We start from the raw sequence: 15,256 nt of genomic DNA on the forward strand, positions 1-15,256 counted from the left end.
TATGGATTATAGAATAGGAATCGACGTTGGTGGCACAAATATTGACGCTGTACTTGTAAAGGATAATGGTACAATAGTTACTTCTTGTAAAGTGATTGCTACGAAAAATATTTCTGAAGGGGTTTTACGTGTATTATCCACATTGTATGAGCTTCATCCTTTTGATAAACAGAGAATTTTAGCTGTATCTATAGGAACCACGCACGCAACTAATGCGGTTTTGCAAGGATCTGAACTATACAAGGTAGGTGTGATTCGCATTGCAGGTCATAAACCTTCACTTCCACCTGCATACTCGTGGAACGCACAGACACGTAGTACATTGTATATTGGAGAAAAAGTTATTAATGGAGGGTATGATTGTGATGGTAGTTGTATAACTAAGCTTTCTATTTCTGAAGTACGCTCTGCCATATACGAGTTGCACAATAAAGGAGCAGAAGGATTTGCAGTAGTGGGAGTGTTTTCTCCTCTATATTGTGAACAAGAGAACATAGTAGGAAATGAGATCAAAGAAATTTTAGGGAAAGCTTTTCCATTTACGTTATCACATAAGATTGGTGGAGTTGGTTATATCGAAAGAGAGAATTCAGCTATACTTAATACTGCTCTTATAAAAGCGATGAATGCAGGGTTTAAAGATTTGCAAAATATATTAAGCATTTTCGGGTTAACATGTCCTTTGTTTATTACTCAGAATAACGGTACTATTATTACTTTAGAAGAAGCACTGCAGTACCCTATATTGACTATTTCATCAGGCCCTACTAATTCTTTTGTGGGGGCAGCACGTCTTGCTTGTAAAAATGAATGTGTAGTTGCAGATATTGGAGGAACATCAACAGACGTAGGTATAGTGCTAAACAATTTTCCGCGGCGTTCGCTTTATAATTCTTCTATTGGTGGTATTACACTCAATTGTGCTATGCCTGATATTTTGTCTATTGCATTAGAACCTGTCTTGAAAGGAGTTAAGCAGCTAATTTAGTAAGCATAGAAGTAATCATATTAAATAAGATATTGTTTTTTGAAGTAAGAGGAGAATGCTCGTAATCCTTGCTCATGCGTCTAAAATTGGAAAGCCAAGCAAAGGTTCGTTCTACAATCCAACGTTTAGGAATAACCTGAAATCCTGTATCAACCAATTTCTTGGTAATCGTTAGCAAACATCCAGTTTCCAACAAACATCGATTTTGTAATTTACCTTTGTATCCTTGATCAGCAAAAAACTTACGTAATGTTGGAGCTTTGCATTTAGCTTGAATAAAAAGATTGGTAGCACCATCACGATCCTGAATGCTTGCGCTGTGTACCTCTGCAGTAATTACAAGACCTAGTGTATCTACAATAATATGGCGTTTTCTACCCTTTATTTTTTTACCGGCATCATATCCTCTTGATCCCCTTTTTGAGTCGTTTTCACTGATTGACTGTCAATTATACCTACTGAAGGTGTTTCATTTTTACCAACCATTTTTCTTACCTCTTTTACTAGCATGTCATGTATTTTTTTCAATTTTCCATTATTACGCCACCTGATAAAATAGTCATACACCGTTTTCCATGGGGGAAAATCCTTTGGTAGCATTCTCCACTGGCAACCACCCCTCATTATATACCTTATTGCATTAATAATTGTTCTGATGTTATGTTTTCTTGGTCGTCCTATCGCTCCTTGTGCAACATAGGGCTCTAAAATTTCCCATTCCTTGTCACTTATATCACTTGGATACAATTTACCCTCCTATTTTTTGCTTACCTCATCATACTCTTTTCTTTATTCCCTTTCAAGACAGGTTCTTAGGAGGTGGCAGTTATATAGAAGCAAAAGATGATAAAGTTAATATAGGACCTGAAAGTGCAGGATATCTAATAAAGCAACATGCAAAACTATGGGGAGGCAGCAAGATAACTCTCACTGATATGGCACAAGCTTTAGGGCATGTTAATTTTTCTTCTGTTAAGTTTACTAAACAGGAAGCTATGTGTGCAAAGCGTATTATGAGCGAAATAGTATTGAAGCTTGAAAAACTTTATCAGAAAATTTCTGGACCGCATGCTGACCTTCCTTTTATCATTGTAGGTGGTGGCGCTATGTTGCTTGCATCACCGTTTTTACCAAAATATGCGTTCATTCCTGAATATGCTGAAGTTGCAAATGCTTATGGAGCTGCTTTTGCAGAGGTTTCGGTAACAAAGGATACTGTAGTTTCTTTAACTGATAGAGAAAATGTGTTGAAAAATATAAGAAACGAAGCTAAGGGTGAAATATCACTGCTATATAAAGTGAATCCTAGTTCAATTCGCATTGTATATGAAGAAATTATTCCCTATCATTATATACCCAATAATCTTGCACGTGTGCGTATTACTGCTGCTAGCCCTTGGATATCGTAAACCTTGTGTCCTTATCAAGAAAAGATGTGGAAAAAATGTGTAGCAGGATTTCCTACTATCCAACCTGGTGCTTCTCTTCCATTTTCCCACTTAGCGAATCTCATCTTTTCCTGTAGGTAATACTCCCTATAAGCTTTTACAGGATTAGTACATTTATACCGATCGGGCAGTGCTTGTATAAAAGCTTGCATATCAGTTGATCGAAAAATGAGTAAATCCTTATTACTATCACACCAATCTATTACTTCTTCTGATTTATGCTTTCTTTTGTATCGCCAAGTGTACTCTTTACATAATTCTTTTCCGTACTCTATCAACCAACAAAAGTTCCCTTTCGATTGCCTAGCCCACAAAGAACAAGGATGATTGCTGTGAGTGAGTTTATATGGAACTGCTATATTCTGATCTGTGGTACTGACAAAAGGATTTGGCGCTTTTAATGCTATTGAAAAAACATTACTTAATAACTGAGCAGTTTCTAATGGCATTTTTACTATATGCTTATCACACAACATTTGTGCTGCAATTACTGGGTTTTCATCTAGTACAAAGATGTTCATCTAGGTGTCAAAAGATAGAATCAGCTTAAGTCTTTAACTTCATCAACTGTAAGACCAGTAGTTTGAGCTATAATATCAATAGAAACACCTGCTTTAAGTAGATTCTTTGCAACTGCTATTTTAGCTTCCTTCTCACCCTCTTCTCTGCCTTTTTCATGACCGATTTGGATGCCTTCGTCTTTAGCAAGATCAAGCCTATATTCAAGGATGGCTTCTTCTTTCTGTAGATTCATTATTCTTTCCTCGTACGCCATTAGATCTTTTTCATTCCAATGAAATTTGTCTAACTCATCATATGCTAGCTTTATTATTGGTGATTTTTCTGCTATTTTTCTTAAATCTTCATCTGTAGTATCTTCTGCATACCGGAAAAAAAAACACCACCTTTCTACTGTGTTCTCTAGTTGTTCTACTCTGTTTTTTGTAAATTTAGGCAACTCAATGAAAACGAATTGAAAATCTTTTAGATAATGTCCGTTGGTTTTTATCTCTCGTATATTATGAGTAGAAATATACTCAACCTCTGTAGGAAATAGCGTACTATTAGAAATAGCAATAAAGAATACTTTCTTAAAATCAATGTAATTGCCAGATTGTCTTGAGTAAGCTTTAGCAGCATAGAGTTGGGCGCGTTTTTCAAAGCCTTTATCACGAGCGAGTTGCATTTCCGCAATATACCTATTTCCGTATGAATCCTTACAAAGAACATCAACGATGCTTTGTTTATCAGAAGCAATCTCAGGATTCATGATAGTGCTAAGGAACTCAACATCTTGTATAGTGTTAACACCAGTAAAGCCTAAGATGTCATTTAAAAAGTGAATAAGGATATTCTTATTTTTCTCAGTACCGAAGATCTTCTTAAATGTTAAATCTAATTTTGGATCAAGAAACTTCGAAAGAGCCATAAAATTAACCTAAAAAGCATTAACAATTATACACAATTCTAAAGAAATGTTCAACTCTTTTATTTTTAGCTTATTTTTCAAAGTTTTAAATGTATTGATGAAAAAAACGGCTTTCAGAGATCATCTTAGAATAGCACCCTCTACTTTAGACGTCCTTTTGTACATCTTTTTATAACTCCCTCATAAAGCGCCTAAAAACGCCAGCAAATGAATTCATAGATTTAGTAGCTATAAAGAGCTTTAAAAACGCTTATTTCTGGTGTGAGAGCCTAATAAAAACACGAGCCCACAAGCTCAATTACCTAACATCGTGAGCCCACACCTTTACATGATAAAGATCTTGAAACTTAATGTCAACATTTCAGTAGCAAATTTTATGTTAAATCTATATCCTATTAGCATGGACAAAAAGAAGATACATTGCCAGTAGAAGATAAAGTGTTGGCAACTATCGCTTGTCATGGATCAATTAGAGCGGGTAGAAAATGAGGTTAGAAGAAGTGAATGAGTTGCTAAGGCAAATGGAGGAAACGCCATATTCTGATCACGGAAGACCAACTTATATAGAAATGAAACTGAGTGATATAGAGAAATTGCTTGAAAGAAGATAGATTAAGCTTGTTGAAATGATCTTTATTGAGATAGTTCTTCTGGTTATTAAGGAGTCAGTATAGAATGTAAGTATTTGTTTTTATAGATAAAGAGTGACTGCTCTAATTTTTTAGACTACAAAGTAGGACAGAAAGTAAGAAGTTGTAGGCTAGCGAAGAGATATACTCAAAAGGATTTAGCAAGTAAAATCGGTACAAAATATCAGGTCATACTACAGTATGAAAAAGGAAAGCGTAAAATTTCAATCAGAAGGTTATATAGCATCGCAGAAGCACTATCAGTTAGCATTATAGATCTTATTCCTGTATCAAATGAAAACAGTTATCTCGAGAGTGAGGGATTAGATCTAATAGAAAAGTATGAGAAAATTGAGAATCAAGAATTACGTAATGTAGTTTATTCATTAATTACATCTGCACAAGTTAGCAAGGAAAATAGTAGAAAAGTGGCAAGAATAGAGGTGGCAAAGAATCTAGTTAAAGTAGGAGTTTCTGTTGAAATAATTTTCCAAGCAACGAACTGAAGAATATAGTAATGCAGAAGAAAAAACTACTTCTGTAGACTACAGGATGGGACAAAGGATAAAAAAGCTAAGGATAATGCGAAAATGCACTTAGGAAGACTTGGCAAAAAAAATTAGTACAACGCGTCAAAAAATAAGCGACTATGAACATTGCTGTTCCACTTGAAAAGTTATATGAAATAGCAAAGGCGTTATCAGTCAGCATTAAAGATCTGCTTACAAGGCAACATAGTGAAGCAAGCAGTGGTTTAATAGAGAAATACAGGAAAATTGAGGATCAAGAGTTACGCAACGGATTTTATGTACTAATCAAATCTTTATCTGAAGGTATGGAGATTATCGAAGGAAAGGTCAAGAAGGCGGAAAAAGCCGAAATTGCAAAGAATCTACGTAGATTAGGAATTTCTATCGATATTGTTTTACGAACAACTGGGGCAACTGAGCTACTTTTTTAAAAACACAACTTAAGAAATATCTTCTGCATTTTACATAAAAAATAAACAAAAAAAATTGAAAAATTGATTTGACTTCGCCCGAAACCTATGGCTTTATGCCAATACTACCAAGAAAACAGTAGTAAATAATTAAAAAAAATTAGTAGCTAATAGGAGGTATATCTTATGAATAATAATAATAATAAAAGTAAAGATAAAAATGAATTTAGAGAAGAAATAGAGAGAATACGACAAAGCGGGGGAGGAAAGGCTTTACTTAATCATGAAATAGTAGCAATATTTCTAAGTGTAGTGCATGGTAAGACCCAAGCCCAAGCTATTGCTAGAAGGTTAATAGACAAGTATTCTGGAATAAGTAAGATCTTCAGCCAAGAGATGGATGATCTGAAAATGGTAGAAGGGGTGACTGATGATACAACAGCGATAATTTCGTGTGTTAAGAACCTGTCTTGAAAGGGAATAAAGAAAAGAGTATGATGAGGTAAGCAAAAAATAGGAGGGTAAATTGTATCCAAGTGATATAAGTGACAAGGAATGGGAAATTTTAGAGCCCTATGTTGCACAAGGAGCGATAGGACGACCAAGAAAACATAACATCAGAACAATTATTAATGCAATAAGGTATATAATGAGGGGTGGTTGCCAGTGGAGAATGCTACCAAAGGATTTTCCCCCATGGAAAACGGTGTATGACTATTTTATCAGGTGGCGTAATAATGGAAAATTGAAAAAAATACATGACATGCTAGTAAAAGAGGTAAGAAAAATGGTTGGTAAAAATGAAACACCTTCAGTAGGTATAATTGACAGTCAATCAGTGAAAACGACTCAAAAAGGGGATCAAGAGGATATGATGCCGGTAAAAAAATAAAGGGTAGAAAACGCCATATTATTGTAGATACACTAGGTCTTGTAATTACTGCAGAGGTACACAGCGCAAGCATTCAGGATCGTGATGGTGCTACCAATCTTTTTATTCAAGCTAAATGCAAAGCTCCAACATTACGTAAGTTTTTTGCTGATCAAGGATACAAAGGTAAATTACAAAATCGATGTTTGTTGGAAACTGGATGTTTGCTAACGATTACCAAGAAATTGGTTGATACAGGATTTCAGGTTATTCCTAAACGTTGGATTGTAGAACGAACCTTTGCTTGGCTTTCCAATTTTAGACGCATGTGTATTAAATAAGACTTGACCTGACACTTTAAAAAAGTAAGTTAAAAATAATAAAAATAAAGGAGTGTTAGATATGAGTACAATACAGACAAAAATATTAAAACCAAAGCTAGGATTATTAGAACTAGCAAAACAACTAGGAAATGTGTCTCAAGCATGCAAAGTGATGGGATACTCAAGAGATACATTTTATCGCTTTAAGGAGTTATATGAAAATGGAGGAGAGGAAGCATTACATGAAATAAGTAAGAAAAAACCGCTATTAGCAAACAGAGTTTCCGACGATATAGAAAGAGCAGTGATTAGTATAGCAACAGAATTTCCAGCATATGGGCAAGAAAGAGCTGCAAATGAACTGAGAAAAAGAGGTATAATAATTTCTCAGGGAGGAGTAAGGTCTGTATGGCTAAGAAATGACCTTGAAACTCTCAAAAAGAGACTTAAAGCACTAGAGACAAAAGTAGCTCAAGACGGAATCATTTTAACTGAAGAACAACTTGCAGCTTTAGAAAAAGTGAAAGAACAAAGGGAAGCTCATGGTGAAATTGAGACGCAACATCCAGGTTATTTGGGTTCTCAAGATACCTATTATGTGGGCAATATCAAAGGTATAGGGCGCATTTATCAGCAAACTTTTGTTGATACTTATTCCAGAGTTGCAATGGTTAAACTTTACACGGACAGAACAGCTATTACAGCTGCAGATCTTCTCAACGATAGAGTTATTCCATTTTTTGATGAGCAGAAAATTCCATTATTACGCATTTTAACTGATAGGGGTACGGAGTATTGTGGCAAGCCCGAAAATCACGCTTATCAGCTTTATTTGGGCATAGAAAACATCGATCATTCTAGAACTAAAGCCAACTCTCCACAGACTAATGGCATATGTGAAAGGTTTCATAGAACCATGCAAGATGAGTGTTACAATATCATCTTTAGAAAGAAAATCTACAGTTCTTTGGAAGATCTACAGATTGATGTTGATCATTGGTTGCGTTCTTATAATGAGACAAGACCTCACTCGGGTAAATATTGCTATGGCAAAACGCCTATGCAAACTTTTCTTGATAGCAAATATATTGCTTTTCAGAAAAATATTAGTAGCATTACACAAGAGCCTGATATTAGTTTTGACTACCTCAATTCTTCTGTCAGTTAATTCTTGTCTGTCAGATCAAATCTTGTCTTTTACAGCAGGAAGTAGCTCCAATCATTCTGATACAGTAAGAAACCCAAATATCCAATATACTAGCCAATTTAGTCGTGAAGTTTGTGCGAGTAATAATGCTAGCTTGATGTTTTTCTTGTTACAAGCTTTTCTAGATAAAAAGTGTCCTCTTCCTAAGTTTTCTGATGTTAATCCTGTAAAGGCTCTTTTTTACACATCGGATATTATAAAGTCGTTCAAGGAAGTATTAGAGAAGCAAGCTGAATCGAAAGGTGGTATAAAAATGCACCGCTTAGATATTAATTTTGAGAAATTATTTGAGAAGATTAATGAAAAAATTAGGAGTGGTGAATTTAATGAAATTTCAGGGATTTTAAAATCATACGCAGAGGAAGCATTGCCTGGTAGAGAACCCGGAGATCCCGGTAGATTAAGTCCGAAAAAGTTTGATAAGTTTATGGCTGAATTTAATAGAAGAATAGACCCAGTAATAAATCAATTAATGCAACAAATGTTAAGCAGATTAGAAGTGAGTGACGTAAAAGAACAACAAATAAGCTTGGAGCCTAAAAGTTATCTAAATAATACTTCTGTTCAATGTCATTTAACTCAAGCTAGAGGTCAAGGTAAAGTATTAATTCCTTAATTTTTGAATTTCATCTATCGAAAGGCCGGTAATTTGAGCGATAACATCAATAGAGACACCGGCCTTAAGTGAGTTCTTTGCCACTTCGATTTTCTCTGCTTTTCTGCCTTTTTCATGTCCGATTTGGATGCCTTCTTCTTTACCTTCTTCTCTACCTTTTTCAGTAGCATCATCAAGTTTTTGAGCGAGGACAGCCTGTTCATCAAGAATACGTTTTATTTCCTGTTCATAGGCAATAAATTCTTTTTCTGACCAGTTGAATCTATTTAGCTCTTCATAGGCCTTTTTAATTATTACATCACTACCTATTATTTTTTCCAGCTCTTCTTCACTAGTCTCATCTGCATATCGAAAAAAATAAACCCATTTTTCAACTATATTTTCCAACTGATCTTCCTTATTCTTTGGAAATTTTGGCAACTCAATAAATATAAAATAGAAATCTTTTAGATCATGCTCATTAGTGTCTTCATCTCGAATAGTATGCTTTGATTTGTACTCAGATTTATTAGGAAACAGTACACAATCTGCTATAGCAATGAAGATAATTTCCTTAAGGTTATGATACTGGTCACCTTTATCAGCTTGCCTTGAGTAAGCTTTAGCAGCATAGTATTGGGCACGTTTTTCAAAGCCTTTAGTTTTAGCGACCTGCATTTCGCAAATGTATTGAGCACCTGTAGAATCTCTACAGAGAACATCAACAATACTTTGCTTTTTAGCGGCGATATCGGGGTCTTGAATAGTACTTAAAAACTCTATATCCTTTATTTCATTTTTACCAGTAAAGCCAAGAATATCATTGAGGAAGTGAATAAGGATATCTCTATTTTTTTCAGTACCGAAGATACGCTTAAACGATACATCATTTTTGGGATCAAGAAACTTAGAAAAAGTCATAAGAAAGAACCTTAAAAAGCATTAATAATTATACATAATTCTGAAGAAATGTTCAAGTTTTTTATTTTTTTAAGTTTTGAATGCGTTGATGAAAAAAATGTCTCCCATAGATGGCTTTAGAATGCTACTACGCACCTTAGACGTCCTTTTACATCTTTTATTAACCCTTCTATAAAGCGCCTTAAAAGGCCGGCAAATGGATGCTATGAGTTTGGAGCTGTAGGAGACATCAAAGATACCCTTTTTGGTGTATAAAAATACGAATCTACGACAACATCGTTTAAAGAAATTAGCAGCTATTAATATCTTCTACCTTTTCATAAAAAAATAAACAAAAAAAAAATTGAAAATTTGATTTGACTTCACCCAAAAGCTATGGCTTTATGCCAATACTGCTAAGAAAATAACAGTAAACATTTAAAAATAATTTATTATTAGTGAAGGGTATATTATATGAACAATAAGAATAAAAGTAAAGATCGTAAAAAAGAAATAGAGTTCCGAATTGACCTTACCCAGAAAAAGTGGAGAGAAAGAAAGGAGTTTTTTCGGGTAAAATAAAATTTTGGAGGATTAGAAATGGCAAGAGAATACACGGCAGAATTCAAATTGGAAGCTGTTAAGCTGGCAAATGAACAAAGAAAGGTAGGTCAACCAGTTGCAAAAGTAGCAAGAGATCTAGGAATAAGGGATAGTGTATTAGGAAAATGGATGAAGAAATATAACGAAAAAAAGTCAGCGGCAAATGCATTTCCAGATGTAGCACCTTATGACAAAGAGAGATTTGATTTACAGAAAGAGTTAGCAAAAGTAACAAGAGAAAGAGACATTTTAAAAAAAGCCCTGGCCAGTCAAAAAGAGTAAAATATTTTTTCATAAAAGAGCATAGTAAACACTATAAAGTGCAGGAATTATGTAGGGTTTTCTGCTAGTGGCTACTATAAGTGGACTACAAGGAAAATAAGCAGTAGAGAATCAGCAAATAAAGAGTTATTAGCAGATATTCAAAAAATATATCAAGCTTCTAAATGTAGATATGGAGCTCCTAAAATTCATGCTGAATTAAAGGCTTTGGGTAAAAGTTGCAACTTAAAAACAGTGCAAAGTATTATGCAGAAAAATGGTATTCAGGCTATATTGAGAAGAAAATTTAAAATTAAGAAACAACAAACGGACAGTAGCTCCCAATATATTAGACCAAAACTTTATTGTCGATCAACCAAATAAAGTATGGGATTACTTATATAAAAACCAAAGAAGGATGGCTATATTTGGCAACAATAATCGATCTATATTCACGCATGGTAGTTAATGAGCAGTTCAATAAATAAACAATTGGTTATGGACTCTTTATTAATGGCCGTTAACAAGCGTAAACCTGCCAAAAATCTACTATTACATAGTGATCAAGGTTCACAATATACTTTGCAAGGTTATCAATATCTCTTATCCATAAAAAACATAGATGAGTCATAAAGGTTGTTGTTACGACAATTCTGTTGTGGAAAGCTTCTTTAGCTCATTGAAAAGAGAAATACTTATTGATACTTCACAACACTCTGCTCAACAAACTAGAACTGCAATATTTGAATACATAGAAATTTTTTATAACAAACAACGTCACTATTAACTATTGCATTCCTGAGCATTTTGATTCATCATTCTCTTTGTGAAAAACATTCCAAACTTTCTCTCCACTTTTTCTGGGTAAGGTCAAAAAAAACGCCGATATTTTAGTACATAGTAAATAGCCAACCACCACGGGGCTTCTTTTGCCTTTTTTTTATTTGGTAAATTTCTTAATGTTTATGGCTAAACGACAATCGTCATCCCGCTACGTGTTAGCGGGATCTAGAGATACCGCGAATGAATCGCGGTATGACGGTTTGTGGCGGCATGACGATAAGGTTTATACCTTGTCATCCCAGTGCTTGACACTGGGATGACAGCTAGCCTGACAATCGTCATCCCGCTACTTGTTAGCGGGATCTATGCTTTGAGATACTGCGAATGAATCGCGGTATGATGGTTAAGTAAGGGATCTATGCTAAGAGATGCCAAAGACCTTCATGAAACTTTGCCCATTTGGCTTCTCTAAAGATTTCGTTTACAGAATCTAGTAACTCAGCTATGCAGAATAAAAAAAGTTTGTATGGTATACAAATAGTGTGTTTTTTTTATAATTATTTTCTATAATACATAAACCTTTGGTCCAAGCTGTAAATGCCACCATAGGCATTAAAAGTTAATTAACAAACTGCAATGTATAATGAAATAAAGAAACTTGTAAGACTTTGATCTTACAGATTATAAACTTGTCATAAAGTTTAATAGTGTCTGTTACTGCTTTTAGGTGTGAGGCTAGAGGGTTATTGGCAGTAACAGACACTATTAAACTTATTATAGAATTTACTTAAAGTAAATACTTAATTTAAAATATTATAATATTTTTACTTACAATAGATTTATGTAAATGCTTTTTTCCTCAATTAGTATTGTACTATTATACTTGTTGAATGCTAAAAAATTATTAACCATCACTAATCTCTATTTGCATAGTAAGTTTATATATACTATTATACAGTATATCACTTAGTTTTATAGCAAACAAACAAAAGATATGGTGAAGTTATTTGCACTATTGATAATATTTTACTCAAATATATCTGTTGCCTCTGCTCCTACTTCCTGGCAATTTGGATTTCCTGCTCCTGCAACTGAAGTAATGGAGGCTGTAGTTAGGTCACATTCGTTTGTGATGCTTGTGATGGTTACAATAATGCTTTTTGTGTGGGCGCTGCTTGCTTATATAGCGTTTCGCTTTCGTAAAAGCAAAGTAACAAACATAAGTAAAACTACCCATAGTGTTCCTTTAGAAATTATTTGGTTTGTTATACCAACTATCATTGTTGGAATATTAGCCTTTGAAAACGCTAAATTACTGAAGCTACAGGAAGAAATACCGAAAGCTGATATAACACTGAAAGTTATTGGCCATCAATGGTATTGGAGTTACCAATATCCAGAATATCAAGGTGTGTCATTTGATAGTTATATTAAGGGAAAAGAAGACTTTATCGAAGGAGATTTAAAGCTATTCTCTGTTGATAACAACATCATTTTACCCGTTAATACTAACGTTCGTTTACAAGTTACAGCAGGAGATGTGATACACAGTTGGGGAGTACCGGCTTTCGGTGTAAAAATTGATGCGATACCAGGTAGGCTGAATGAGGCGTGGTTTAATATCAAAAAGCCTGGTGTTTATTACGGGCAGTGCTACGAATTGTGTGGTCAAGGCCATGGATTTATGCCAATTGTTGTTGAAGCAGTAAGCAAAGAAGATTTTAATAAGTGGATTGAAAATAGAAAATTAGTGAGTTAAATTTGGAGTATAGATATGAGTGACGCACCAAAGGGCATAAAGCGTTGGTTGTTTTCCACCAACCATAAAGACATAGGGACACTGTACATTATTTTTTCCATATTAGCTGGAATTATTGGTGGATTATTATCGGTGATTATTCGCACTCAGCTAATGCACATTAATATACTTAACAATAACTATCAATTATATAACGTAATGGTTACAGGGCATGCGTTGATAATGGTGTTTTTTATGATAATGCCAGCCCTCATGGGAGGGTTTGGTAACTGGTTTGTACCTCTCATGATTGGCGCACCAGATATGGCATTTCCTCGTATGAATAATTTAAGTTTTTGGTTATTAGTGTCATCTTTTATTTTGCTCATTCTCTCAGTGTTTATTGGTGAAGGTCCAGGTACAGGTTGGACTTTATATCCACCTTTATCACAGGTAATGTCCCATCCAAGTGCAGGAGTTGACATTGCTATACTTGCACTTCATGTTGCTGGTATGTCGTCAATTGTTGGGGCGATCAACTTTATAGTTACTATATTTAACATGCGCACAAAAGGAATGTCATTAACTAAGATGCCACTGTTTGTTTGGTCTGTCTTGCTAACAGCATTTATGTTGATTGTTGCCTTACCAGTGCTTGCCGGTGCTATAACTATGCTTCTTACTGATCGCAATGTTGGTACTTCCTTTTTTGATCCTGCAGGTGGTGGTGACCCTGTGTTATTTCAACATTTATTTTGGTTTTTTGGTCATCCAGAAGTTTACGTAATTATTTTTCCTGCATTTGGCATCATAAGTCAGGTTGTATCAACTTTTTCTCACAGACCTGTATTTGGTTACATAGGGATGGTTTATGCAATGATAGGTATAGCAGTATTTGGCTTTATGGTTTGGGCTCATCATATGTTCACTGTTGGGCTTAGTGCTGACGCTGCTGCATTTTTTAGCACTACCACAATTTTTATCGGTGTTATAACTGGTGTAAAAGTCTTTAGCTGGATTGCAACTATGTGGGGTGGAGCAATTGAGTTTAAGACCCCTATGCTATTTGCACTAGGTTTTATTTTTATGTTTGTTGGCGGTGGCATAACGGGAATAATTCTTTCTCATGGTGGAATAGATAAGCTCCTGCACGACACCTATTATGTTGTTGCTCACTTCCATTATGTCATGTCACTTGCTGCATTATTTGGAGCTTTTGCTGGCTTTTATTATTGGATTGGTAAAATGTCGGGTAAACAATATAATGAGCGCTTAGGTCAAATCCACTTTTGGCTTACTTTTATTAGCACCAATATCACTTTTTTACCTCAACATTTCTTAGGATTAGCTGGTATGCCAAGGCGTATACCTGATTATCCTGATGCGTTTATCCCTTGGAATTATATATCCTCAATTGGTTCGTATATGTCCTTTGTTTCAGTTATGTTTTTTGTGTTTATAGTTATACATCTCTTTAAATGGGGCAAGAAAGCTGGAGATAATCCTTGGGAAGGTGACACCTTGGAATGGACGGTATCTTCACCACCGCCTTTTCATACTTTCGAAAAGCCACCAGTGGTAAAATAGAATGTACACAAGTGTTTTGCTAAATGTTGAATCAACAATACTGGATTTTTGGCGTTTGCTGAAGCCAAGGATAATGTATCTTGTGGTATTTACTGCAGTTGCTGGTATGGTTACTGCACCAGGTAGTATGCACCCTTTTCTAGCACTAATATCTCTTATATGTGTTGCTCTTGGCTCAGGATCTGCAGGTGCTATAAATATGTGGTATGACAAAGACATAGATCTGCTCATGGAAAGGACAAAAAACCGCCCTATACCTTCAGGTAGAGTTTCTGCAGAAAGCGCGCTTGAATTTGGTATAACTCTTGGAATATTGTCAGTATTTATCATGGCAATAGCAGTAAACTATATTTCTGCTGCTTTACTTGCAATCAGCATATTGTTTTACGTTTTTGTATATACGATCTGGCTCAAAAGACGCACTCCGCAGAATATCGTTATCGGTGGTGCAGCAGGTGCTTTCCCTCCAATGATTGGCTGGGCAGCTGTGACTAATTCTGTCAGTTGGGAAAGTTTCATTTTATTTTTAGTAATTTTTATGTGGACTCCACCACACTTTTGGGCCCTATCTTTAAATAAGTCTGAAGACTATGCAAAGGCATCGATTCCAATGTTCAATATTGTTTATGGTCCGGAAAAAACAAGAAAATATATATTAATTTATAGTGTTTTGCTGGTGCTAACTAGCTTGCTTCCAGCTCTATTTTTGAAAAAGGCTTTACTTTATCTAAGCATGGCAACCTTTGAAGGTTGCGTTTTTATTTGGTACGCTGTATCTGTTATGAAGTTCAAGAATCACAGCTCACAGAAAAAAATGTTTTCTTATTCAATTTCTTATCTATTTTCCCTATTCGCCAGTATTATTTTTTGTTCTATTGATTTATTTTAGTTATGAAAGAACGGCAGAAGCATAAAAACTATTTTTTACTTTTCCTTTTGGTAATGCTCGTTGTC

General features: G+C 34.9%; 18 protein-coding genes and 2 pseudogenes. 16 read left to right on the forward strand and 4 right to left on the reverse strand.

What is annotated here, in order from left to right:
* Position 1 precedes the first annotated feature (1 nt).
* Positions 2–988 carry a hydantoinase/oxoprolinase family protein gene (locus tag ACICPZ_RS04755; RefSeq protein ID WP_264373935.1) on the forward strand — a complete coding sequence of 329 codons (987 nt, stop codon included), beginning with the start codon at positions 2–4 and terminating at the stop codon, positions 986–988.
* Here the strand turns inward: ACICPZ_RS04755 and ACICPZ_RS04760 are convergent.
* Positions 972–1,735, reverse strand: a protein-coding gene (locus ACICPZ_RS04760; protein WP_156518237.1) for an IS5 family transposase whose coding sequence is annotated in 2 segments (ribosomal slippage) — positions 972–1,381 and positions 1,381–1,735 — 765 coding nt in all. Because the reading frame shifts where the segments join, the coding sequence is not laid out codon by codon here. The genes ACICPZ_RS04755 and ACICPZ_RS04760 overlap by 17 nt on opposite strands.
* Between ACICPZ_RS04760 and ACICPZ_RS04765 the strand changes: the two genes are divergently transcribed.
* Positions 1,726–2,397 (forward strand): hydantoinase/oxoprolinase family protein, encoded by a 672-nt coding sequence (locus ACICPZ_RS04765; protein WP_264373934.1) that lies wholly within the window; start codon positions 1,726–1,728, stop codon positions 2,395–2,397. The genes ACICPZ_RS04760 and ACICPZ_RS04765 overlap by 10 nt on opposite strands.
* Positions 2,398–2,411: 14 nt before the next feature.
* On the opposite strand, the gene ACICPZ_RS04770 is transcribed toward ACICPZ_RS04765, so the two are convergent.
* Both ACICPZ_RS04770 and ACICPZ_RS04775 read right to left on the reverse strand, forming a co-directional pair.
* Complete coding sequence (locus tag ACICPZ_RS04770; protein ID WP_007549769.1) at positions 2,412–2,957, reverse strand: pyrimidine dimer DNA glycosylase/endonuclease V; 546 nt, start codon at positions 2,955–2,957, stop codon at positions 2,412–2,414.
* A 20-nt stretch (positions 2,958–2,977) separates the two neighbouring features.
* Positions 2,978–3,865 (reverse strand): Rpn family recombination-promoting nuclease/putative transposase, encoded by an 888-nt coding sequence (locus ACICPZ_RS04775; protein ID WP_209473055.1) that lies wholly within the window; start codon positions 3,863–3,865, stop codon positions 2,978–2,980.
* Between the two features lie 411 nt (positions 3,866–4,276).
* Here ACICPZ_RS04775 and ACICPZ_RS04780 point away from each other — a divergent pair.
* The 7 genes and pseudogenes from ACICPZ_RS04780 to ACICPZ_RS04810 form a co-directional block, all read left to right on the forward strand.
* Positions 4,277–4,476, forward strand: a pseudogene (locus ACICPZ_RS04780) (DNA mismatch repair protein MutL); the annotation flags it as partial.
* 86 nt (positions 4,477–4,562) lie between these two features.
* Positions 4,563–5,455: pseudogene (locus ACICPZ_RS04785) on the forward strand (helix-turn-helix domain-containing protein).
* Between the two features lie 165 nt (positions 5,456–5,620).
* Positions 5,621–5,908 (forward strand): UPF0758 domain-containing protein, encoded by a 288-nt coding sequence (locus tag ACICPZ_RS04790; protein WP_264373933.1) that lies wholly within the window; start codon positions 5,621–5,623, stop codon positions 5,906–5,908.
* A gap of 52 nt (positions 5,909–5,960) precedes the next feature.
* On the forward strand, positions 5,961–6,326 hold the full coding sequence (locus tag ACICPZ_RS04795; protein ID WP_065106850.1) for an IS5 family transposase: 366 nt from the start codon (positions 5,961–5,963) through the stop codon (positions 6,324–6,326).
* A gap of 20 nt (positions 6,327–6,346) precedes the next feature.
* The gene (locus ACICPZ_RS04800) at positions 6,347–6,646 is read left to right on the forward strand and encodes a transposase (protein ID WP_264374054.1); all 300 of its coding nucleotides are present in this window, start codon (positions 6,347–6,349) and stop codon (positions 6,644–6,646) included.
* A 61-nt stretch (positions 6,647–6,707) separates the two neighbouring features.
* Positions 6,708–7,796, forward strand: a complete 1,089-nt coding sequence (locus ACICPZ_RS04805; RefSeq protein ID WP_264373697.1) for an IS481-like element ISWpi2 family transposase — start codon at positions 6,708–6,710, stop codon at positions 7,794–7,796.
* The gene (locus ACICPZ_RS04810) at positions 7,768–8,451 is read left to right on the forward strand and encodes a hypothetical protein (RefSeq protein ID WP_341810836.1); all 684 of its coding nucleotides are present in this window, start codon (positions 7,768–7,770) and stop codon (positions 8,449–8,451) included. Before ACICPZ_RS04805 ends, ACICPZ_RS04810 begins: the two co-directional genes overlap by 29 nt.
* Here ACICPZ_RS04810 and ACICPZ_RS04815 read toward each other — a convergent pair.
* Positions 8,440–9,351: an Rpn family recombination-promoting nuclease/putative transposase gene (locus ACICPZ_RS04815; protein ID WP_015589128.1), complete on the reverse strand. Its 912-nt coding sequence runs from the start codon at positions 9,349–9,351 to the stop codon at positions 8,440–8,442. The genes ACICPZ_RS04810 and ACICPZ_RS04815 overlap by 12 nt on opposite strands.
* A 579-nt stretch (positions 9,352–9,930) precedes the next feature.
* On the opposite strand from ACICPZ_RS04815, the gene ACICPZ_RS04820 reads away from it, so the two are divergent.
* The 7 genes from ACICPZ_RS04820 to ACICPZ_RS04850 all read left to right on the forward strand — a co-directional run bounded on the left by ACICPZ_RS04820 (position 9,931) and on the right by ACICPZ_RS04850 (position 15,191).
* On the forward strand, positions 9,931–10,215 hold the full coding sequence (locus ACICPZ_RS04820; RefSeq protein WP_038198869.1) for a transposase: 285 nt from the start codon (positions 9,931–9,933) through the stop codon (positions 10,213–10,215).
* Between the two features lie 147 nt (positions 10,216–10,362).
* A complete protein-coding gene (locus tag ACICPZ_RS04825) occupies positions 10,363–10,578 on the forward strand; it encodes an IS3 family transposase (RefSeq protein WP_245836010.1) in 216 nt (71 codons plus the stop codon).
* Between the two features lie 238 nt (positions 10,579–10,816).
* On the forward strand, positions 10,817–10,981 hold the full coding sequence (locus ACICPZ_RS04830) for an IS3 family transposase (protein WP_080717614.1): 165 nt from the start codon (positions 10,817–10,819) through the stop codon (positions 10,979–10,981).
* A gap of 178 nt (positions 10,982–11,159) precedes the next feature.
* On the forward strand, positions 11,160–11,297 hold the full coding sequence (locus tag ACICPZ_RS04835; RefSeq protein WP_395462152.1) for a hypothetical protein: 138 nt from the start codon (positions 11,160–11,162) through the stop codon (positions 11,295–11,297).
* A gap of 674 nt (positions 11,298–11,971) precedes the next feature.
* Positions 11,972–12,736, forward strand: coding sequence for a cytochrome c oxidase subunit II (gene coxB / locus ACICPZ_RS04840; protein ID WP_010962498.1), 765 nt, complete (start codon positions 11,972–11,974; stop codon positions 12,734–12,736).
* Between the two features lie 15 nt (positions 12,737–12,751).
* Positions 12,752–14,302: a cytochrome c oxidase subunit I gene (gene ctaD, locus ACICPZ_RS04845; protein WP_264373931.1), complete on the forward strand. Its 1,551-nt coding sequence runs from the start codon at positions 12,752–12,754 to the stop codon at positions 14,300–14,302.
* A gap of 1 nt (position 14,303) precedes the next feature.
* Entirely contained in the window at positions 14,304–15,191 is an 888-nt protein-coding gene (locus ACICPZ_RS04850; RefSeq protein WP_264373930.1) for a heme o synthase, read from the forward strand.
* Positions 15,192–15,256: the final 65 nt, after the last annotated feature.

Origin of the sequence: Wolbachia endosymbiont (group A) of Melitta haemorrhoidalis (genome assembly GCF_964273365.1) — a bacterium.
Taxonomy (GTDB): Bacteria; Pseudomonadota; Alphaproteobacteria; order Rickettsiales; family Anaplasmataceae; genus Wolbachia; species Wolbachia pipientis.